The following is an 18,845-nucleotide window of genomic DNA, read 5'->3' on the forward strand; positions in this document are numbered from 1 at the left end:
TGTTGTCGCGATCAATTCAGCCAACTTCGTTGTCGGGCCGGGCAGCGGCTAGTTGTCGTCGTCCTTGGGCTTGTCGTCGGCCTGTTGTGCGAGGAACCGCTCGAATTCCGCGCCGAGTTCGTCTCCGCTGGGTAGATCTTCATCGCGCGCCAGCAGCGACCGATTCTCCTGAGCGGCGACGAACGCATCGTACTGGCGCTCCAGTGCCTCCACCACTTGAGCGACCTCGCTACTGGCCTCGACCTGCTCGTTTATCTTGTCGTGCACCTCGGCGGCGGCTTGCGTCAGTTCGGCGAGAGGGAATTGCAGCGAACCGCTCCTGGCGACCTCGGACAGCAGCGCTTCGGCCGCCGATGGGTAGTCCGTCTGCGCCAGGTAGTGCGGCACATGAACGGTGAAGCCCACCACCTCGTGGCCGTGCTGCGCCATCCGGAACTCCAGCAGGTTGGACACGCTGCCCGGCACCTGCACCTCGCCGACCCATGGCGTGTGCTCGGCGATCAGCTCCTTGTCGTTGGAGTGCGCGGTCATGGTGATCGGGCGGGTGTGCGGCACCGCCATCGGAATGGTGCCAAGGCCGATCACCCGGCGCACGCCGAGCCGTTCGGCCAGCAGCCGGACAGCCGTGATGAACCGCTCCCATCGCAGGTCCGGTTCCATGCCCGCGAGCAGCAGAAACGGCGTGCCGAGGCTGTCGTGCAGGGCGTACAGCTTGAGTTCGGGTTCCTCATAGGCGGTGAAGTGGTCGGTCTTGAACGTCATCAATGGCCGGCGTGACCGGTAGTCCAGCAGTTCGTCGATCGCGAACGATGCGACCAGCTCGGTGTCAAGGGTGTTCTTCAGGTGCTGCGCGGCCAGCCGAATCGCGTGGCCGGCGTCCGAGAACCCCTCGAGGGCGTGGATCATCACCGGCCCGCTGCCATCAGGCGACGACAACTGCGGCGCGGGAAACTCCAGCTCATACATCCCGGTGTGCTCGGGCTGGTAGTGCTGTTCTGGTCTATCGGCGTTCTCAGCCATTGCCTCGCCTCCTGGCACCCATCTGTCTAAGTGTGGCGCATTTCGTCGTTGATGCGGTTGCGGCCCTTGCATTTGTACGAACAAGACGCCGCCGATTTCGCATTCCGCCTGGGATGCCCGCATCGGATGCCGGTGAACCGCTGCTGGTGAAAGTTTGCCAGTCTGGTCGCCCAGCCAATCGTCGGGGCGTAGCGCCCAGCGGTGGGGCAAGATCGGTGCTCATGCGCTTCTTCGCGACCGGCCGGGCGGTTCTGGTGAGCGGCTTGCTGGCTGCGTTGCCGTTCTGGGCACAGGCGTGTGCGAAGAACCAGCCACCGGAGCAGGCCCCCAGCGTCGCGGCCAACGAGCAGCCGTCCACTGCGAAAGCGCCGCCCCCCACGGCGCGGCCGATGGCGCCGGATCCACGGGTGGGCGCGGTGTTTCTGGGCGGCGGCGATTTGCACACCTGCACCGGCGGGGTGCTGGATTCGGCGGCCGGTGATCTGATCCTCACCGCGGCGCACTGCGTAGCCCAGGGGGTCGACGCCACATTCGTTGCGGGTCTGCACGACACGGCGGCGCCCGAGGACGTCTGGCATATCGATGCGGTCTACCTCGATCCGCGCTGGGTGCAAAACCAGGACCCTATGGCCGATTTCGCGATCGCACGGGTGAGCCGAGACGCCGGCGGATCGGTGAAGGACTTGGCCGGTGGGGGACTAAAACTCGGGCAGACGCCGAAACCGGGCACCGTCATTACCGTCACCGGCTACGCGATGGGCGTCGGCGGTGGTCCGATCGGCTGTCAGACACCCACAGCGCAGCCAACAAAAGGATTTCCGGCGTTCGACTGCGCGCAGTTGATCGACGGCCTGTCCGGCGCTCCGTGGATCGAGGGATCGACCGTCGCAGGTGTGATCGGTGGACTCAACGGCGGAGGCTGTGCAGACGAAAGCATCTCGTACTCACCACCTTTCGATGATGCGATCAAGCGCCTGCTGGCGCGTGCCGAAGCCGGCGGACCTGGCGACGTCGCGCCCACGGTGCTCGACGACGATTGCGGCTAGCCGTGCTAGGAGCGGAACTGGTTGAGCGCGCGCAACTTGTTCATCACGTCAAGCGCGGCAACCTTGTAGGCCTCCGAGAACGTCGGATAGTTGAAGACCGCGTCGACCAGATATTCGACGGTGCCGCCGCACCCCATCACTGCCTGGCCGATGTGCACCATCTCAGTGGCGCTGGTGCCAAAGATGTGTACGCCCAACAACTTCAGGTCATCGGTCGACACCAACAGTTTCAGCATGCCGTAGGAATCGCCCGCGATCTGACCCCGCGCTAGCTCGCGGTAACGCGACACCCCGACCTCGTAGGGTATCGAATTCTTCGTCAGCTCAACCTCGGTGGCGCCGACGTAGGACACCTCGGGAATGGAGTAGATGCCGATCGGTTGCAGATCGGTCATGCCCTTCGCGGGCTCACCGAACGCGTGATAGGCGGCCAGCCGGCCCTGGTCCATCGACGTCGCGGCCAGTGCGGGAAAACCGATCACATCGCCGACGGCATAGATGTGGTCGACCTTCGTCTGGAAGTTGCTATCGACGACAATCCTTCCGCGGTCGTCGGTTTCGAGTCCGGCGTTGGCCAAGTCGAGGTGCTCGGTCTGGCCCTGCCTGCCTGCGGAGTACATCACCGTTTCGGCGGGGATCTGCTTGCCACTGGCGAGCGTGGTGACCGTGCCCGCGGCGCCAACGTCGACGGCGGTCACCTCCTCGCCGAACCGGAACGTCACCGCGAGATCGCGTAAGTGAAACTTCAGCGCCTCGACTATTTCGGGATCACAGAAGTCCAACATGTTGTCGCGCTTCTCGACGACGGTGACCTTGGTGCCCAGCGCGGCGAACATCGAGGCGTACTCGATACCGATCACGCCGGCGCCCACTACGACCATCGTCGACGGCAGCGACTTCAGGTCGAGGATTCCGTCCGAGTCCAACACCCGGTCCTCGTCGAATTCGACACCGGTTGGGCGGGCCGGCTTGGTGCCGGTTGCGATCACGAGGTATTCGCCGCGGACGGTCGTTCTCTCACCACGGGTCTGGTCATCGACACACACGGTGTGTTCGTCGAGGAACCGGCCGTGACCGGTGTGGAGGTCGACACGGTTGCGCATCAGCTGATTGCGCACCACGTCCTGCTCCTTGTTGATGACATGGTTGGTGCGCGCCAACAGATCACCGGGGGTGATCTTCTCCTTGACGCGGTAGCTGGCGCCGTACAGTTCGCGCTGGCTCATGCCGGTGAGATAGACGACGGCCTCGCGCAGTGTCTTGGACGGGATGGTTCCGGTGTTCACGCAAACGCCGCCGAGCATCCGCCCGCGCTCCACGACCGCCACCGACTTGCCGAGCTTCGCCGCTGCGATCGCGGCTTTCTGGCCGCCCGGACCCGAACCGATGACGACGAGGTCGTACTCAACCATGGAACCCATGGCAAAAGGTCTACGCCGGTTGGAGCCTATTCGCACGCCGACGGGCGTCAACGACACGTGAATATTTGCCTCTGTCAGCAGCTCCCAGTTTGTCCCCAGTCGCGAACTCATCCCCAGGCGCCTGCGGACGACACGCTGCGGCGCGAAATACGGCGGTGCTCGTTGCGATCTTGGCGACATGACGACATCGCAATCATCCGACTTTCATCTCAACCGGCCCGGAGTGCTCATCGCGGCCTTACCCGCAGTGCTCGGCTTTGTGCCGGAGAAATCCCTCGTTCTCGTGACCATCGACGGTGGCGAAATGGGATGCGTTATGCGCGTTGATCTTTCAGACGAACTGACGCACTCGCTCGCGCACATCGCCGACGTGGCGTCAGCGGCCAAACCCGATTCCGCAATCGCGGTGGTAATCGACGAGGACGGTTTCGGATGCCGGATGTGCAGCGACGAATACCGCGAACTTGCCGACGGTTTGACCACCGCGCTGGCCAACCGGGGTATCGAACTTCTCGCAGCGCATGTCGTCGACCGCGTCGCCGCGGGCGGGCGCTGGCACTGCGCGGACGGCTGCGGTAACGCGGGCACCGTCGAGGACCCGTCGGCCTCGCCGCTGGCCATGGCCGCGGTTCTGGACGGCCGCAGGCTGTACACCCGGCGTGCTGAGCTGCAGGAAGTCATCGAGGTGGCCGACCGCACCCGAACCGACATGCTCGCCGAGCTCATCGGGGACGCCACAGCGGACGCTTCCCAGAGGCCGGATGACGCGGCGCGGGCAGACGTCGAGGCGGCCATAGCGGCGGCAGTACGCGTGGCCGACGCTGTCGATCTCGGCGACGACGAATTGGCCCGGCTGGGTTTAGCGTTGACCGACCTTCGCGTTCGTGACACTCTCTACGCGCTGGCCGTCGGTGAGAACGCCGGCCAGGCCGAAGGGCTGTGGGCGCTGCTGTCACGCAGCCTGCCGGAACCGTGGCGGGTGGAGGCACTCGTGCTGCTGGCGTTCTCGGCGTACGCGCGCGGCGACGGCCCGCTGGCGGGCGTATCCCTGGAAGCCGCGCTGCGCGTTGACCCGACACATCGCATGGCCGGCATGCTCGACACCGCGCTGCAGTCGGGGCTTCGTCCCGAGAAGATTCGCGATCTGGCGCTTACCGGCTACCGGCTGGCCGAACGGCTCGGCGTGCAGCTGCCACCGATGCGCACAATCGGTCGGCGCGCCGGATGACGTTGCGGCTCAACACACCCCGGGTCGTCCCCTGCCCTTCGGGCGGGAGGTGCCCCCGGCACTCCTGCCCGCCGCTAGACCTTTTCGACCTTCACAGCGTGCGCCATGTGGTGGGGGAGCTCGACCTGTTCGTGGCCGGGGATCACGATCATGACCCCGCCGTGGTCGTTGGCCTCGACGGTCACCCTGGCGTTCGGCACGACGCCGGCTTCCTTCAGCTTCGAGATCAATTCGGTGTCGCCCTGCACATGCTCGGTGAGCTGTCGCACCACGACCGCCACGGGCATTCCGGATGGCAGTTCGGTGAGCCGCACCAGGTTGACCGCCTCGTTGATCGAGTCGTCGACGCCGAGTTCGGACAGGCCGGGAATGGGGTTGCCGAACGGAGAGGTGGTGGGGTTGTCGAGCACCTGAACGAGCCTGCGCTCGACGTCCTCGCTCATCACGTGCTCCCACCGACAGGCCTCGGCGTGCACTTCTTCCCACGGTAGCCCGATCACGTCGACCAACAGGCGCTCGGCAAGCCGATGCTTGCGCATGACGGAGATGGCCAGGGAGCGGCCCTTGTCGGTGAGCTCGAGATGGCGGTCACCGGCGACATGGAGTAGGCCGTCGCGCTCCATCCGGGACACGGTCTGGCTGACGGTGGGTCCACTCTGTTCGAGGCGCTCCGCGATGCGCGCACGCAGAGGCACTACGCCCTCTTCTTCGAGGTCGTAGATGGTCCGCAAGTACATCTCGGTGGTATCGACAAGATCGTTCATTAGGCAACCCTCCGTCATGCCAGAGTCTACCGGTCAAGCTGGGAAAACCGAGCCGCACACGGCAACGACCCCGCCGGTTGGGGGGTCCCGGCGGGGTCGTTAGTCAGTGGCTAGCTGTCGTTGGACAACAGCTAGCTCGCGTAGGAGCGCAGTCGATCGGCGCGCTCCCCATTGCGCAGCTTGGCCATCACCTCACGCTCGATCTGGCGAACCCGCTCTCGGGACAACCCGAACAGCTTGCCGATCTGGTCGAGGGTGCGGGGCTGGCCATCGTCGAGGCCGAACCGCAGTCGGATGACCTGCTGCTCGCGCTCGTCGAGCGTGGCCAGCACGTGGCGGATGTCGGTGTGCAGCAGCTCCGAGATCACCGCGTTCTCTGCCGACATCGCCTCGGCGTCCTCGATGAAGTCGCCAAGCGGGGCTTCCTCGTCGCTGCCGACGGGCATGTCCAGGCTCACCGGGTCGCGGCTGTGCTCGAGCAGGTCGGCGATCTTCTCCGCGGGAATGCCGGACTCCTCGGCAAGCTCCTCATCGGTCGCCTCGCGACCCAGGTTCTGATGCATCTCGCGCTTGATCCGGGCCAGCTTGTTCACCTGCTCGACAAGGTGGACGGGCAGCCGGATGGTGCGGCTCTGATCCGCCATACCGCGGGTGATCGCCTGGCGGATCCACCACGTGGCGTACGTCGAAAACTTGAATCCCTTGGTGTAGTCGAACTTCTCCATCGCGCGGATCAGACCCAGGTTGCCCTCTTGAATCAGGTCCAGCAAAGGCATCCCGCGACCGGTGTAGCGCTTCGCCAGCGACACCACCAACCGGAGGTTCGCCTCCAGCAGGTGCCGACGGGCCGCCTCGCCGTCCCGGACCACCGCAGCGAGATCACGTTTGCGGTTCTCGCCCAAGCGCTTCCGCGTTTCGAGCAGATGGGCCGCATAAAGGCCCGCCTCAATGCGCTTTGCGAGCTCGACCTCATCGGCGGCATTGAGCAAGGCCGTTTTGCCAATGCCGTTCAAGTACACGCGCACGAGGTCAGCGGCCGGACTTTGGGCGTCCAGGTCGGAGTCGACGCGGGTGGTGGTGGCATTTGCCATGACGGCCTCCTGGTTGGGTCGAACTGTCATGAGCTACAACGCCCACGTGCCGTTAAGAGTTCCCACCCGTTGCCCGGTTCACACCTTCTGATCTGCGGTTATTCGCGGGCGACCTGAAATTCTCCTGAGAATAGAGCCAGAACTTTCTCAGTTCGGAACATCGCGCGGCGAATCGCCCTCGCCCGCTTGCGACGCGGGGCGGATGCCGCGCTCCAGCGCGGGCCGCTCGGCCGTGGGAAACAGCGGTATCCGACGGGCTGACTCGTAACGCCGCGGTTCCTCGGCCCGCCGCGGCGGGCGGTCGTTGGCGATCAGCACCGCCATCCACGGCAACGGGACCGAGACGAGAAGTATCGCGAGCGAGATGAGACCGTTGTGCCAGATGCCGTACGCGACGGCGGCGAGGATCAGTGCGGGAACGCGCCAGAACATCAGGGTCAGGTACCTACGCACCCGCGCGCGGTGCTCCTCCTCATAAGGAATCGCTGCGCGAGTGATCAAGACGGGCCGGCCGTCGTCGTCGAAACTCAGCTCGGGGCCGTGTTTCATAGCTCCACTGTTCCACACTCGTCATCCGCTGTACGAGTCGGATTTCTTACGGGCAAAATGGGAAACATGCGAACCCAGACGATCGAGCGCACCGACACCGACGAACGCGTCGACGACGGGACTGACAGCGATACCCCGAAGTACTTCCACTATGTGAAGAAGGACAAGATCGCCGAGAGCGCCGTGATGGGTACGCACGTCGTCGCGCTGTGTGGCGAGGTGTTTCCGGTGACGCGGGCGGCCAAGCCGGGTTCCCCGGTGTGCCCGGAGTGCAAGCGGATTTACGAGAAGCTCAAGAAGTAGCTTCGCTGTCGGTCGGGGTCGCCGCCGGCTGGGTCGGAATGGGACCGGTTCCGTTGAGCGATTCGGCCTTCTCCTCGAGCCACCAGCGGAACCGCTTCGCGTGGGTGACCGGTGCAGGCCATTCCTCTTGGATCGCGGCGTTCAGCTCGGCGCCGATCATGATCGCGAAGCCGAGGAAGAACGCGAACAACAAGAACGCGATCGGCGTCGCGAGTGCTCCGTAGGTGTAGCCGGTGCTGGTGATCCACGTCAGATACACCCGGAGCCCGAACGTGGCGATCAGGAACACCACGGTGGCCAGCACCGAGCCGATCAGAAGCCGGTGTGACGGCAGCGGTTTGGGCAGCGACACCCGATAGAGGACGTTCATCGCCACGATCAGGCCCACGAACAGCACCGGGTAATACCCGTAGGCCAGCACGCTGTCCCAGCTGTCCGGTAGGAACTCCGCGATCTTGCGCGGCCCAAGCGCAAGGAAGGGCGCGGCCACGATCGCCCCGACGAGCATCACCACGTACAGGCCCAGCGCGTAGAAGCGTTGACGCACCGGGTGGCGCAGCGGTGTCTGGTCGTGCGCCTCGGTGACCGAGTCGACGAAAGCCGAAATCGCCGACGAGCCGGCCCACAGCGAGATCACGAACCCCAACGACACCACCTCGCCGCGGGCGCCTTTGACGATGTCTCGGACGGTCGGCGCGATGATCTCGTTGACGACGTTGGGGGAAAAGAACCGAGCGGCAGTGCTGATGAACTGGTCCTGGATCGTCGGCAACGTGTCCGGGCCGAACAACGGCGCGACGTAAGCCAGGCTGCCCAGCATCCCCAACAGCAGGGGCGGCAGAGACAGCGCACACCAGAATGCCGCCTGCGCGGACTCCGAAAAGATCGAGTCGTCCCAGCTTTTCGCCAACGTGCGCCGTGCGATGTGCCAGATGTGGTGACGGGACGGCGGCACCGGCAGCGGCTCGGACTGGTCACTCATGACCAGTCCAGCATGGCCTATTCGGTGTTATGGCTCCAGCGCACTGACTTCAATGACCGCGGCGAGTTCAACCAGCTTGGCCTCATGCTCGTTGGCATGGTGCTGGCAGAACAGCAATTCTGCTCCCGACGGAAGCTTTGCGCGTACGCGTGCGGCCGCTCCACAACGATCGCAGCGGTCAGCCCTGGTTAGTTCGGGACTGGTGAGCGTTGCGTTCATAGCGACCTCCGTAGTGATTCGCGTACATCCACTGTCTCAGACGTTTTCGGTTCCGGCCTTGTTCCCCGGCTGTTTACGGGTGTGTCGTGTCTCACGCTTGCGTCGATTTGCAACGCGGGCAGGCTGACGGTATGCCTCGCACCCCAAGCGTCCTGGTCCATCTCTGCAGCAACGATGAATGGCGTGCGGCGCAGATTGGCTGTGAGCATCGGCCCGATTCGCTGGAGGCGCAGGGGTTCGTTCACCTGTCGACGCCTGAACAGGTTCATCTGCCGGCCAACCGGCTCTACGCCGGCCGTACTGATCTTGTGCTGCTCCGAATCGATCCCGCACGGCTGACCGCTCCTGTCCGGTGGGAACCCGGCGTCGCGGCCGATCCCGAAGCCATGCTGTTCCCGCACTTGTACGGGGCATTGACCGTAAACGCTGTGATAAACGTCACGCCCTATCCGCCCGACGAAAAGGGTCGGTTCGCGCCACTGGCCTAGGCGATGTAGGCGTCGGCTTCGATCTCGACCAGCAACTCGGGCGCGATGAGCGCGGACACCTCCACCATGGTCGAAACGGGACGAACCTCGCCGAACACCTCTGCGTGCACCGACCCGACTTCCTGCCACAACGAGATGTCGGTGACATACATGCGGGTGCGCACCACGTCGGACAGCGACCCGCCCGCCTCTTGCAGCGCAATTTCGATGCGGCGCAACGCATCCCGTGTTTGAGCGGCAATGTCGCCACCCGCGCCGGTGGTGCCCGCCACCGCAATGAAGGGGCCGAGGCGGACCGCGCGCGAATACCCGACCAAAGACTCATACTCCGAGCCGGAAGACACCGTGTGGCGCTGCGTCATCAGTTCAAACTAGCGACGGATATCGGTCGTGCAAGAGGTTTACAGTTCCATCGTTGACTGACAACCTAGACTTCCCTCCGTGGGCATTCTGTTGGGCTTCGCGCCGTGGATCGTCTATTGGGTGCTTGTCGGCAACGTTCCGTTCGCGACAGCGGTATTGGTCGCGCTCGTGGTGGCGGTGCTGTCGTTCGTGATCGGGCGGGTCAGGGGAGCGCCCGGCCGCACCCTCGAAACCGGTGCAGTCGCAACGTTTTTGATCCTCACGGTGCTGACGTTCACGCTGGACCAGTCGTTCATGGAGCGCTGGATTCAGCCGTTGAGCAACGCCGGCATCTTCCTCGTCGCGTTGACCGGTGCGCTTGTCGGCAGGCCGTTCGTGCGTGAGTTTGCCCAAGTAGATCAGCCGAAAGAGGTCGTGGAGAGCGAGTTGTTCGGCAAGATCACCTCGCTGCTGACGTGGATCTGGGTCGCCGCGTTCGCCGGTATGACGGTCTCGTCGGCGATCCCGCCGCTCGTGTACGGCGACGCGACGATCCTCGACACCAAGACGCCGCTGTCGTTCGTCTGCTACTGGGTCATCCCGTTCTCGTTGCTTGGGCTGGCGGCTCTGGCGTCGCGGATCCTGCCTGAGAAGATGACCCCGCCGCCGGAGGACATCGTGCGCAAGACCACGTTCGTGGCGTTCGCCGAGGCCGAGATCGACCAGTTGATCTACCTCGCGACTGAACACGCCAACCGCGAAGTCGGTCCGGGCAAAGAACCCTACGACATCAGGATCGGCAGTAAGGGAGTTCCGCTGGTCGGCGACGAGACCCGCGAGTCGTGGCCGTCGACGTACAAGGTGCGCGACAAGAAGCGCTGACTGGCAAGGGTTTTGGCGAAGGATCAGCGATGGCCGCCGCCGCCACCGGGATGGCTGTTGAAGCCGGGCTCCGCCGCTTCGGCTTCTGTGATCTGATCGTTGAAGTCGGGCACCGTGCTGGGAACGCACTGCAGCGAGTAGCTGTCCTCGATTTCGCTGTCCGAACACCCCTGGGCGACAGCATGCGCGGGATCAATGCTCGGCGCGACGATGACGGCGCCGATCGTTGCGAGCGCGATCATCACGCCACTTGCAGCGGCGAAGACCAACCGACCTTGGATCCAAATGGTTTCCATCATCGTTAACCCCATCGTTGGAATGACGTCGGCTCAACACTATGGACGGGGGTGGGGCGCAGCGGCGATTTCAGCCGATACCCAGCCTCCCTCACCTGACACCTCGCGTCGCTTCACAGACTCGCCGAGTGAAGGAATAATCCACATGGCCGCGCGGTCGGATCTCACATGACTCGATCGATTCGCATTGCCGTTCAGATTCCGCCGGGAGGCACCCCGAGCTACGCCGCGTGGCGCGACACCGTGTTGCGCTCCGAAGACGCTGGTGCCAACGTCGTACTTGGCTATGACCACTTCGTCGTGCCGGCGATCAGCGGCATAGTCGACGGTCGGCCGGTGGTCGACGAGGATCATCCGCCACTGCCCAACTTCGAAAGTTGGACCGCGCTCGCGTCGTGGGCCGAAATCACCAGCAGCGCCGAGATTGGGCTGTTGGTTGGCGGAGCTGGATTTCGCAATCCCGATCTCGTTGCCGACATGGCCCGCACCGTCGATCACATCAGCGGCGGGCGACTGATCCTCGGACTCGGTGCCGGCTGGTATGAACCCGACTACACCGAGTACGGCTACGAGTTCGGCACCGTGTCGTCACGGCATGCGGTGTTCGTCGATGCCCTAGAGCGCATCGAGAACAGGTTGCCGAAGCTGCTGCCACCGCCGGTGCGCAAGATTCCGATCCTCATCGGCGGGGGAGGCGAGCGCAAGACGCTGCCAACCGTCGCGCGATTCGCCGATATCTGGCATGTCCACGCTGACGTGGAAACCTTCCTGCGCAAGAACGACATCGTTGTCGAGAACGCTCAGAGCATCGGGCGTGATCACCGGGAGATCGAGCGAGCGGTAGCGTGGACGACCCCCGCTGACGCCGATCGTTTCGTCGATGCCGGGGTGACGATGTTTCAGGTGTCGGTTCTGGCGAGCGAGGGTTATGACCTCACCGAACTGAAAGAAGCTCTGGCATGGCGTGATTCGCGGGGCTGATCAGGCAGGGACCGCCTCGACGATCGACACCGGCGTCGTCGTATGAATGACCCGGTTCAGCCGGAATCCGGCCCGGCTCAACAAGTTCGATCACTCTGCGCGGGTGCGTTCCTTGCCCCCGACAGCTACCAGCATCTCGAGGTCGAACAGCAAACCAATGTCTGATGAAGACCGTTCGGGCAGAACGCTTTCCAGCAGCAGCAGCTTGCCGGCTGGCGCGATCGCGGTCCTGATGTTGTTCAGAATCTTGAGCGCGTCGTCGTCGTCCCAATCATGCAGGATCGCCTTCATCAGGTAGGCGTCACCGCCCTCGGGAACCGAGTCGAAGAACGACCCGCCGAGCACCTCACACCGCTCGGCGACACCGGCTTTCGTCAGTTCAGGCCCGGCGCCGTCGACCACGGCGGGCAGGTCATAGAGCATGCCGCGCGCGGTGTTCGCCTTCGCCAGGATCATCGAGAGCAGCCGGCCGTGGCCGCCGCCGACGTCGATGATCCTGCGGAAGCCGCTGAAGTCGTAGGCGGCCAGCACCGAGTAGATGGCGAACTCGCTGCCTGCAGTCATCGCGCTGTTGAACGCCTCGGCCAGGTCGGCGTCGGTGTCGACGTACTCGAAGAAGCCCATGCCGCGCAGCATGTCGACCGACGGCTTTCCGGTCTGCACGGAGTACAGCAGGTTGCCCCAGTCCTCCCAGCGCAGTGGGTGACCGAGGAACAGCGCGAAGTCGCGCACCGAGCCGGGCGTGCCGGTGCGCAACGCCTTGCCGATCGAGGTGAGCTTGAACGTGTGGTTGCGTCGATGGCGCAGCACGCCGCGGGAAGCCAGCGCCCGCATCAGTCGGTAGACGGCGTCAGGATCTGCGCCGACCCGGCGCGCGACCTCGGCGGCGGACAGTGGCCCCTTGGCGAGCTCGTCGGGGATGCCGAGCTTCACCGCGACGTAGAGCGCCTGTGCGGTCCACGCGCCGGTCAGCAACTCGAGAACGTTGATGCCGCCGGGGGCAAGCATGCGGTTGGCGCGTTGCGCGCCGGCGCGAACGACGTTGATTGCGCGCACCAGCGCGAGTGGCGGGATTGGGAGAGGCTTTCAGGCACGGCGAGACCTTACCCGTTCAGCAACCTCACAGCAGCAACCGGTCAGCGGCGTATTCTGCTCACTGCGCCTCGATGCGGTCCATCATGTCGACGGCCGTCTTGATTCGCTCGATTCCCTTGTCCCGGTAGGACACCACGACATTGGCTTGGTCCTGAGTCATCTGCGGATTCACCGTCACGCACTGGCGGTCGAAGTCACGAAAGTGGCCCACGGCTTCCTTGAGCACGGACGTCACACTGTCATCCGGTGTCGGCAGCTGCCGCTCCAAACTGTCCACGCCGCCGGCGAATGCGCGACACGCGTCCAGCGCGCCGGCGTAGTCGGAGCTCTTCACCGCGCCCTCGAACCACGTCATCGCGTCGTTCATCTTGTCGATCGATGGCTGTGCGTGTGTTCGCCAGGTCTTCAGTGTGTCGGCATGCGAGGCGCCGCGGTCGGCAGACGAGCAACCAGTCAGGCCGGCGATCAGAAGAGCGGCGGCCGCCATGACTGTCATGCCGCCGGGCGGGGAAACGCGAATGGCTCAGTCCAGGTAGTCGCGCAGCACCTGAGAACGGCTGGGGTGGCGCAACTTTGACATCGTCTTGGACTCGATCTGCCGGATCCGCTCGCGCGTTACGCCGTAGACCTGACCGATCTCGTCGAGCGTGCGCGGCTGACCGTCGGTGAGGCCGAACCGCAGCCGCACCACACCTGCCTCGCGCTCGGACAGCGTCTCCAGCACCGACTGCAACTGATCCTGCAGCAGCGTGAAGCTCACCGCATCGACCGCGACGACCGCCTCGGAGTCCTCGATGAAATCGCCGAGCTGCGAATCGCCTTCGTCGCCGATGGTCTGGTCCAGTGAGATCGGCTCACGCGCGTACTGCTGGATCTCCAGCACCTTCTCCGGCGTGATGTCCATTTCCTTGGCCAGCTCTTCGGGCGTGGGCTCACGGCCCAGATCCTGCAGCAGCTCACGCTGGATGCGGCCGAGCTTGTTGATCACCTCGACCATGTGCACCGGGATGCGGATGGTGCGGGCCTGGTCGGCCATCGCACGGGTGATCGCCTGCCGGATCCACCAGGTGGCATACGTCGAGAACTTGTAACCCTTTGTGTAGTCGAACTTTTCGACCGCACGGATCAGGCCGAGGTTGCCCTCCTGGATAAGGTCGAGGAAGGCCATGCCGCGGCCGGTGTAGCGCTTGGCCAACGACACCACCAGACGGAGGTTCGCCTCGAGCAGGTGGTTCTTGGCGCGGTCACCATCGCGGCAGATCCACATCATGTCGCGGCGCTGCGCGGGCGGCAGCTTCTCGCCCTTTTCGGTCAGCTCGGACATCAACTGCGTGGCGTAGAGGCCTGCCTCGATCCGCTTGGCCAGCTCAACCTCTTCCTCGGCGTTGAGCAGCGCCACCTTGCCGATCTGCTTGAGGTACGCGCGAACCGAGTCGGCGGACGCGGTGAGCTCGGCGTCCTTGCGGGCCTGACGCAGCGCCTCGGATTCCTCTTCGTCCCAAACGAAATCGCCGGAGGCCTTGTCCTTCTCGCTGGGCTCGGCGATCTCCTCGTCGTCATCCTCGGTTGCCGCCTTCTCAGCGGGCTTGACCTTGGGCTTCTTGGCTTCGCCTTCCCCGGCTTCGGCCTCGGCCTCGTCGCCCTCGACTACGACGACAGCTTCGTCGTCGACCTCGAGGTCTTCGAGATCCAGGTCGGCGTCGTCCTCTAGGTCCTCGCCAGGCTCGGCTTCGAGATCGTCGTCGCCCTCGACCTCTTCGGTGAGGTCTTCGTCGACGGTGCCCTCGGGAGAAGTCGCCTTCTTACCGCGAGTGCGAGGCGCGGGGCCGTCCGCCTTGGCCTTGGCGGGCCGCTTGGCCTGCGCGGCCTTGACGGCCTTCGCCGCGGGAGCCTTCGCGGCCTTGGCCGGGGCGGTCTTGGTGGCCCGCTTCGCAGGGGCGGAGCCATTGGTTGACTTCGCCGCCGAGGCCTTCTTGGCGGGGGTCTTGGTAGCGGTGCGCTTCACCGGCTCATCGGTTGCCGGGCGTGCCTTTGTCGCTGCCACGTACACCCTTTCGGTCTTGCAAAATCCAACGGGCACGGTCGTGCACCATCGAAAGCGTCGGCTATGTCGAATATTGGCGGTTGATCTCGCCGCTATCCGGGATGCGGCCGCCGTCGACCATTGTAACGACAGTGTGAGGTACAGCCGTGTTGAGCGGCAAATTTGGCGCGTCGGCGGGCTGGCTACTTCCCAGTAGCGGTGACGTCGACCTCAGCGGCCATCGCCGCGCCGACGATGCCTGCCGTGTTTTGCAGCGCGGCGGCCACCACCGGCGTGCGGTTCTTCAACAGCGGAATCCACTTGTCTGCCTTGCGACTGATGCCGCCGCCCGCGATGAACAGGTCGGGCCAGATTGCGTTTTCGATGGCAACGAGCACGCTGGTCACCTCTTTTGTCCAGCGCTCGTAGCTCCAGCCCTTCTTCTCCTTGATCGACGACGCCGCGCGGTGCTCGGCTTCTTTACCGCCGACCTCGAGATGACCGAACTCGGTATTGGGCAGCAACACCCCGTTGTGGATCACCGCCGAGCCGATGCCGGTGCCGAACGTCAGCAGCACGATAACCCCGGAATTGTCCCGGCCCGCGCCGAACTTCTCCTCGGCCAGTCCCGCCGCGTCGGCGTCGTTGAGCACGGTCACCTGCTGGCCGTCGAGCGCCTTGGCGAACGTCTCGCGCACGTTGACGCCGAGCCAGCGCTTGTCGACGTTGGCCGCGGTGCGGACGATGCCGTCGGTGATGACGCCGGGGTAGGTGACGCCCAGGCGCTCCGTCCAGCCGAACTGCTTGACGACCGCGGCGACCGTCTGGGCGACCGAGTCTGGAGTGGCCGGTTGCGGGGTCTCCAGCTTGAAGCGCTCGCCGATCAGCTGCCCGGTGTCAAGGTCGACGATGCCGCCCTTGACGCCGCTGCCGCCGACGTCGATACCGAAGCCGCGGCGTTGCGAGCCGCCGTTGGTGGCGGGGTCCGCGGCGGGTGAATCGGTGGCGGTCATGAGGGCTCCTCACAGACGCGGGCAGGTGCGACGCGCCCCACACACTAGTAGCTCGGGAAATCTCATGCGTGACTGTCACACAACCGGTTAACTCCGAATGTGCTGCGATGGACCCGTGACGGATAACGACACCGACCCAATCCAGTTGCGCTCGGTCGCCGAGCAGCTCGCGACGGAGGCGGCCGATTTCGTCCGGCGCCGGCGCCTCGAGGTTTTCGGGAATCCCGCGCCGACCGCGGACGCGGCGGTGCGGACCAAGAGCACACCCACCGACCCCGTCACCGTCGTCGACACCGAAACCGAGCGGCTGCTGCGCGACCGGCTGGCGGAACTGCGGCCGGGGGAGAACATCCTTGGCGAGGAGGAAGGCGGCTCGACCGGCGGGCGCGACGGCCTGACATGGGTGCTCGACCCGATCGACGGCACGGTCAACTTCGTCTACGGAATCGAGAGCTACGCGGTGTCCGTGGGTGTGCAGCGCGACGGCGTGTCGCTGGCCGGAGCCGTCGCAAACGTGCCCGCCGGTCTGCTCTACTCCGCTGCGCTGGGACACGGCGCACATGTTCAGCGCGACGGTGTCGCGACGCCGCTGCGCTCCAGCGCGGCCGTTGAGCTGTCAATGTCGTTGGTAGGCACCGGGTTTTCCTACGCGCGTGAGCAGCGCGCACGGCAGGCCGAGGTGCTTGCCCGGCTGCTGCCCGCGGTGCGCGACGTGCGACGCATCGGCTCATGTGCGCTCGATCTGTGCATGGTGGCCGCCGGAGCGCTCGACGGTTACTACGAGGACGGCGTGCACGTCTGGGACTGGGCTGCCGGTGCGCTGATCGCGGCCGAAGCAGGCGCAATCGTGAGCTTGCCGCCTGCCGATCGGGCGGCTGGGCGGATCATGGCCGCCGCGCCGGGCATCGCCGAGGCGCTGACCGACGCGTTGCGTCGTTCGGGCGGGTGATAAGCGCGAATGCCCGCTTGCCCCAACGCAATTCGGCGTCAGCAGGTGGCGGTGTGAATCTTCTTCAACAGGGTTGGATCGGCGGCCTGTGTGGCGTCGGGCCGCAGGCTGGCCAGCACCGCGTCGATGTCGTCGCTGTGGGTCAGCTGGGAGAACTCGGTGCCGATCGCCAGGTCGACGGTGTCGTCGCTGCGCTGATCCTGGTACAGCTCTGTGCACGGCGCGACCAGCCACACGGCCGCGGCGGCGGCCCGCCCGGCCGGGCCGAAGCGGATCTGGCCGATGCATTCCAGCCGAGAGTTGGTGTACAGCGTGTCGTTGCTCGCGGCCGGTTCGGCGAAGCCCAGGTCACGCAGCTCGCCGGCCACCTCGGCGGCCTGACCGCCCTGGCCGCTGGCGTTGAGCACGCGAATCTTGGCGTCGGCGAGCTTGGCGGGCATCACGTCGGTCATATCGGAGCGGGTCACCTGTTCACCCAGCTTCGGCGCCGGGGCGGCCGGATCTGCAGGTGGCGGCGGCGCATTGCAGATCGTGGCCTCGTGGATATCCGGCGGCCTGCTCAGTGCCATCACCCACACCAGAAGCGTCACCACCGCCAGGGCGGCGAACAGCAGGATGCCAGGCAGGTAATTACGCCGGCGGAAGGGCCGACCGCGCTTGTCGAACGCGGTGCCGTCTGTGATTTGCGCGACCACGCCTGCACTCTAAGGGCAATGACAAGCTGTCCTTCCTGCGGTGAGACCTACACTGTGACGTAAATCACACTGGAACGGGTGTCAGAACGGGCACGAATCGTTTGGGGAATGCGTTCGACGCTGGTACAAAGCTCTGCTGCAAGGTTTGACGGAGGGGACGAGGAAGATGGCTACCGATTACGACGCCCCGCGGCGCACTGAGACCGATGATGTTTCCGAGGATTCGCTCGAGGAACTGAAGGCGCGGCGTAACGAGGCCCAGTCTGCGGTCGTAGATGTCGACGAGTCCGAGTCCGCTGAGTCCTTCGAGCTGCCCGGCGCCGATCTCTCCGGCGAGGAACTGTCTGTGCGAGTGGTCCCGAAGCAGGCCGACGAGTTCACGTGCTCGAGCTGCTTCCTGGTGCATCACCGCAGCCGACTGGCCAGCGAGAAGAACGGCGTGATGATCTGCACCGACTGCGCGGCCTGAGCGCTGCGGTCGGATTAGCGGCTCAGCCGCGCACTGCCGCCAGCACCTTTTCCGGACGCCGGCAGCTCACCAGCCAGTACGGCGTCGGATCGTCGGGATCGTCGAGGATCAGCAGAACCATGGGGCCTACCCATGCCCGGTGTACGACGTAGGCGGCCGGGTCCAGCTGGCGGCCCAGCGCAGCCGATTTCGCTGTTTTCGGCACCTCGGCCGATCGTGCGATCACGCTGACCGGCAGATGGGCCGCCCCTACCCACAGCTCGGTTCCGTCGGTACCCGCGACGACGCGTACTTCCGTCTTGCCGAACCACAACAGCACGACGGCGGCGACCGGCAACAGCACGGCAAATGGCACCCAGTTCGGCAGCGCGGGCACGCCCATGGTGACTTCAAATGCGATCAGCCCGGCCAGCCCCAGTCCGGGCAGCCACCACCACCAAGGCACTCGCAACCGTTCGCGGTAGCGCACGGATTGCGACGTGGCGCGCGTGTCGGACACGCGGCCAAGAGTAATCTCTGACGTCGTGTCCACTTCTCTGGCGGTCGTGCGCCTGGATCGTGAATTGCCGATGCCCAGCCGTGCTCATGACGGCGACGCGGGCGTCGACCTCTTCAGCGCGCTCGACGTCGAGCTGGCGCCCGGTCAGCGGGCGTTGGTGCCGACCGGCGTCGCCGTCGCCATCCCGCACGGCATGGTTGGACTGGTGCATCCTCGCTCGGGTTTGGCTGCGCGCGTGGGCCTTTCGATCGTTAACAGCCCTGGCACGATCGACGCCGGTTACCGTGGTGAGATCAAGGTCTCACTGATCAACCTGGACCCGGAGACGCCGATCGTCGTGAACCGGGGAGACAGGATCGCCCAGCTGCTTGTGCAACGGGTCGAGCTGCCCGAGCTGGTCGAGGTGACGTCGTTCGACGAGGCCGGCTTGGCCGACACAACCCGTGGCGACGGTGGCCACGGTTCCTCCGGCGGACATGCGAGTTTGTGA

Annotated in this window: 24 protein-coding genes; 9 read left to right on the forward strand and 15 right to left on the reverse strand. The window is 65.2% G+C overall.

All coding sequences use genetic code 11. The features are described 5' to 3' along the window. Window positions 1-48: 48 nt before the first annotated feature. Window positions 49-1,020, reverse strand: a complete 972-nt coding sequence (locus MYCSM_RS12375) for a proteasome assembly chaperone family protein (RefSeq protein ID WP_015306496.1) — start codon at window positions 1,018-1,020, stop codon at window positions 49-51. A gap of 221 nt (window positions 1,021-1,241) precedes the next feature. Here MYCSM_RS12375 and MYCSM_RS12380 point away from each other — a divergent pair, with 221 nt between their 5' ends. Then, a complete protein-coding gene (locus tag MYCSM_RS12380; protein WP_015306497.1) occupies window positions 1,242-2,066 on the forward strand; it encodes a trypsin-like serine peptidase in 825 nt (274 codons plus the stop codon). A gap of 5 nt (window positions 2,067-2,071) precedes the next feature. Here the strand turns inward: MYCSM_RS12380 and sthA are convergent, their stop codons facing one another. Beyond that, window positions 2,072-3,478, reverse strand: coding sequence for a Si-specific NAD(P)(+) transhydrogenase (sthA, locus tag MYCSM_RS12385; RefSeq protein WP_198345078.1), 1,407 nt, complete (start codon window positions 3,476-3,478; stop codon window positions 2,072-2,074). A 187-nt stretch (window positions 3,479-3,665) separates the two neighbouring features. Here sthA and MYCSM_RS12390 point away from each other — a divergent pair, with 187 nt between their 5' ends. Beyond that, the gene (locus MYCSM_RS12390; RefSeq protein ID WP_015306499.1) at window positions 3,666-4,715 is read left to right on the forward strand and encodes a DUF4192 domain-containing protein; all 1,050 of its coding nucleotides are present in this window, start codon (window positions 3,666-3,668) and stop codon (window positions 4,713-4,715) included. 74 nt (window positions 4,716-4,789) lie between these two features. On the opposite strand, the gene MYCSM_RS12395 is transcribed toward MYCSM_RS12390, so the two are convergent. The 3 genes from MYCSM_RS12395 to MYCSM_RS12405 form a co-directional block, all read right to left on the reverse strand. After that, complete coding sequence (locus MYCSM_RS12395; RefSeq protein ID WP_015306500.1) at window positions 4,790-5,479, reverse strand: metal-dependent transcriptional regulator; 690 nt, start codon at window positions 5,477-5,479, stop codon at window positions 4,790-4,792. Between the two features lie 131 nt (window positions 5,480-5,610). Continuing rightward, window positions 5,611-6,570: a sigma-70 family RNA polymerase sigma factor SigB gene (gene sigB / locus MYCSM_RS12400; protein WP_015306501.1), complete on the reverse strand. Its 960-nt coding sequence runs from the start codon at window positions 6,568-6,570 to the stop codon at window positions 5,611-5,613. 147 nt (window positions 6,571-6,717) lie between these two features. Further along, entirely contained in the window at window positions 6,718-7,119 is a 402-nt protein-coding gene (locus MYCSM_RS12405) for a DUF3099 domain-containing protein (protein ID WP_015306502.1), read from the reverse strand. A 66-nt stretch (window positions 7,120-7,185) separates the two neighbouring features. Here MYCSM_RS12405 and MYCSM_RS12410 point away from each other — a divergent pair, with 66 nt between their 5' ends. Continuing rightward, on the forward strand, window positions 7,186-7,422 hold the full coding sequence (locus MYCSM_RS12410) for a DUF3039 domain-containing protein (protein ID WP_041313890.1): 237 nt from the start codon (window positions 7,186-7,188) through the stop codon (window positions 7,420-7,422). Here MYCSM_RS12410 and MYCSM_RS12415 read toward each other — a convergent pair. Continuing rightward, window positions 7,412-8,404: a YihY/virulence factor BrkB family protein gene (locus MYCSM_RS12415; RefSeq protein ID WP_015306504.1), complete on the reverse strand. Its 993-nt coding sequence runs from the start codon at window positions 8,402-8,404 to the stop codon at window positions 7,412-7,414. The genes MYCSM_RS12410 and MYCSM_RS12415 overlap by 11 nt on opposite strands. Window positions 8,405-8,431: 27 nt before the next feature. Then, a complete protein-coding gene (locus tag MYCSM_RS12420; protein ID WP_015306505.1) occupies window positions 8,432-8,623 on the reverse strand; it encodes a DUF7455 domain-containing protein in 192 nt (63 codons plus the stop codon). Window positions 8,624-8,754: 131 nt separating this feature from the next. Here MYCSM_RS12420 and MYCSM_RS12425 point away from each other — a divergent pair, with 131 nt between their 5' ends. Next, a complete protein-coding gene (locus MYCSM_RS12425) occupies window positions 8,755-9,111 on the forward strand; it encodes a DUF952 domain-containing protein (RefSeq protein ID WP_015306506.1) in 357 nt (118 codons plus the stop codon). Here MYCSM_RS12425 and MYCSM_RS12430 read toward each other — a convergent pair. After that, on the reverse strand, window positions 9,108-9,473 hold the full coding sequence (locus MYCSM_RS12430) for a RidA family protein (protein ID WP_015306507.1): 366 nt from the start codon (window positions 9,471-9,473) through the stop codon (window positions 9,108-9,110). The genes MYCSM_RS12425 and MYCSM_RS12430 overlap by 4 nt on opposite strands. A 79-nt stretch (window positions 9,474-9,552) precedes the next feature. Between MYCSM_RS12430 and MYCSM_RS12435 the strand changes: the two genes are divergently transcribed. Beyond that, window positions 9,553-10,335 (forward strand): hypothetical protein, encoded by a 783-nt coding sequence (locus MYCSM_RS12435; protein WP_015306508.1) that lies wholly within the window; start codon window positions 9,553-9,555, stop codon window positions 10,333-10,335. A gap of 23 nt (window positions 10,336-10,358) precedes the next feature. Here MYCSM_RS12435 and MYCSM_RS12440 read toward each other — a convergent pair whose 3' ends face one another. Beyond that, window positions 10,359-10,634 (reverse strand): hypothetical protein, encoded by a 276-nt coding sequence (locus MYCSM_RS12440; protein WP_015306509.1) that lies wholly within the window; start codon window positions 10,632-10,634, stop codon window positions 10,359-10,361. A 165-nt stretch (window positions 10,635-10,799) separates the two neighbouring features. Here MYCSM_RS12440 and MYCSM_RS12445 point away from each other — a divergent pair, with 165 nt between their 5' ends. Further along, window positions 10,800-11,612 carry an LLM class F420-dependent oxidoreductase gene (locus MYCSM_RS12445; protein ID WP_015306510.1) on the forward strand — a complete coding sequence of 271 codons (813 nt, stop codon included), beginning with the start codon at window positions 10,800-10,802 and terminating at the stop codon, window positions 11,610-11,612. 90 nt (window positions 11,613-11,702) lie between these two features. Here MYCSM_RS12445 and MYCSM_RS12450 read toward each other — a convergent pair whose 3' ends face one another. From MYCSM_RS12450 to ppgK, 4 genes are all read right to left on the reverse strand, one after another. Beyond that, window positions 11,703-12,668, reverse strand: a complete 966-nt coding sequence (locus MYCSM_RS12450; RefSeq protein ID WP_015306511.1) for a methyltransferase — start codon at window positions 12,666-12,668, stop codon at window positions 11,703-11,705. Between the two features lie 97 nt (window positions 12,669-12,765). Then, entirely contained in the window at window positions 12,766-13,194 is a 429-nt protein-coding gene (locus tag MYCSM_RS12455; RefSeq protein WP_015306512.1) for a hypothetical protein, read from the reverse strand. 36 nt (window positions 13,195-13,230) lie between these two features. After that, window positions 13,231-14,751 (reverse strand): RNA polymerase sigma factor, encoded by a 1,521-nt coding sequence (locus MYCSM_RS12460; RefSeq protein WP_051073897.1) that lies wholly within the window; start codon window positions 14,749-14,751, stop codon window positions 13,231-13,233. 182 nt (window positions 14,752-14,933) lie between these two features. Further along, entirely contained in the window at window positions 14,934-15,743 is an 810-nt protein-coding gene (ppgK, locus tag MYCSM_RS12465) for a polyphosphate--glucose phosphotransferase (RefSeq protein WP_015306514.1), read from the reverse strand. A 97-nt stretch (window positions 15,744-15,840) separates the two neighbouring features. Here ppgK and MYCSM_RS12470 point away from each other — a divergent pair, with 97 nt between their 5' ends. Next, a complete protein-coding gene (locus MYCSM_RS12470) occupies window positions 15,841-16,692 on the forward strand; it encodes an inositol monophosphatase family protein (protein ID WP_015306515.1) in 852 nt (283 codons plus the stop codon). Window positions 16,693-16,730: 38 nt separating this feature from the next. Here MYCSM_RS12470 and cei read toward each other — a convergent pair whose 3' ends face one another. Further along, entirely contained in the window at window positions 16,731-17,387 is a 657-nt protein-coding gene (gene cei / locus MYCSM_RS12475) for an envelope integrity protein Cei (protein WP_015306516.1), read from the reverse strand. 166 nt (window positions 17,388-17,553) lie between these two features. On the opposite strand from cei, the gene MYCSM_RS12480 reads away from it, so the two are divergent. Next, on the forward strand, window positions 17,554-17,856 hold the full coding sequence (locus tag MYCSM_RS12480; protein ID WP_015306517.1) for a DUF4193 domain-containing protein: 303 nt from the start codon (window positions 17,554-17,556) through the stop codon (window positions 17,854-17,856). A 22-nt stretch (window positions 17,857-17,878) separates the two neighbouring features. Here MYCSM_RS12480 and MYCSM_RS12485 read toward each other — a convergent pair whose 3' ends face one another. Further along, complete coding sequence (locus tag MYCSM_RS12485) at window positions 17,879-18,355, reverse strand: DUF3093 domain-containing protein (protein ID WP_015306518.1); 477 nt, start codon at window positions 18,353-18,355, stop codon at window positions 17,879-17,881. Window positions 18,356-18,380: 25 nt separating this feature from the next. Between MYCSM_RS12485 and dut the strand changes: the two genes are divergently transcribed. Beyond that, window positions 18,381-18,845, forward strand: a complete 465-nt coding sequence (gene dut / locus MYCSM_RS12490; RefSeq protein WP_015306519.1) for a dUTP diphosphatase — start codon at window positions 18,381-18,383, stop codon at window positions 18,843-18,845.

The sequence above is a fragment of the Mycobacterium sp. JS623 genome (assembly GCF_000328565.1).
Taxonomy (GTDB): Bacteria; Actinomycetota; Actinomycetes; order Mycobacteriales; family Mycobacteriaceae; genus Mycobacterium.

Excerpts from the sequence above, each read along its gene's own strand:
- sthA (WP_198345078.1), bottom strand. The coding sequence starts at position 3,478 with ATGGTTGAGTACGACCTCGTCGTCATCGGTTCGGGTCCGGGCGGCCAG.
- MYCSM_RS12410 (WP_041313890.1), top strand. The coding sequence starts at position 7,186 with ATGCGAACCCAGACGATCGAGCGCACCGACACCGACGAACGCGTCGAC.
- MYCSM_RS12480 (WP_015306517.1), top strand. The coding sequence starts at position 17,554 with ATGGCTACCGATTACGACGCCCCGCGGCGCACTGAGACCGATGATGTT.
- MYCSM_RS12430 (WP_015306507.1), bottom strand. The coding sequence starts at position 9,473 with ATGACGCAGCGCCACACGGTGTCTTCCGGCTCGGAGTATGAGTCTTTG.
- MYCSM_RS12470 (WP_015306515.1), top strand. The coding sequence starts at position 15,841 with ATGTGCTGCGATGGACCCGTGACGGATAACGACACCGACCCAATCCAG.
- MYCSM_RS12440 (WP_015306509.1), bottom strand. The coding sequence starts at position 10,634 with ATGATGGAAACCATTTGGATCCAAGGTCGGTTGGTCTTCGCCGCTGCA.
- MYCSM_RS12420 (WP_015306505.1), bottom strand. The coding sequence starts at position 8,623 with ATGAACGCAACGCTCACCAGTCCCGAACTAACCAGGGCTGACCGCTGC.
- MYCSM_RS12455 (WP_015306512.1), bottom strand. The coding sequence starts at position 13,194 with ATGGCGGCCGCCGCTCTTCTGATCGCCGGCCTGACTGGTTGCTCGTCT.
- ppgK (WP_015306514.1), bottom strand. The coding sequence starts at position 15,743 with ATGACCGCCACCGATTCACCCGCCGCGGACCCCGCCACCAACGGCGGC.
- MYCSM_RS12415 (WP_015306504.1), bottom strand. The coding sequence starts at position 8,404 with ATGAGTGACCAGTCCGAGCCGCTGCCGGTGCCGCCGTCCCGTCACCAC.
- MYCSM_RS12390 (WP_015306499.1), top strand. The coding sequence starts at position 3,666 with ATGACGACATCGCAATCATCCGACTTTCATCTCAACCGGCCCGGAGTG.
- MYCSM_RS12425 (WP_015306506.1), top strand. The coding sequence starts at position 8,755 with ATGCCTCGCACCCCAAGCGTCCTGGTCCATCTCTGCAGCAACGATGAA.
- MYCSM_RS12375 (WP_015306496.1), bottom strand. The coding sequence starts at position 1,020 with ATGGCTGAGAACGCCGATAGACCAGAACAGCACTACCAGCCCGAGCAC.
- MYCSM_RS12445 (WP_015306510.1), top strand. The coding sequence starts at position 10,800 with ATGACTCGATCGATTCGCATTGCCGTTCAGATTCCGCCGGGAGGCACC.
- MYCSM_RS12395 (WP_015306500.1), bottom strand. The coding sequence starts at position 5,479 with ATGAACGATCTTGTCGATACCACCGAGATGTACTTGCGGACCATCTAC.
- MYCSM_RS12380 (WP_015306497.1), top strand. The coding sequence starts at position 1,242 with ATGCGCTTCTTCGCGACCGGCCGGGCGGTTCTGGTGAGCGGCTTGCTG.
- MYCSM_RS12405 (WP_015306502.1), bottom strand. The coding sequence starts at position 7,119 with ATGAAACACGGCCCCGAGCTGAGTTTCGACGACGACGGCCGGCCCGTC.
- sigB (WP_015306501.1), bottom strand. The coding sequence starts at position 6,570 with ATGGCAAATGCCACCACCACCCGCGTCGACTCCGACCTGGACGCCCAA.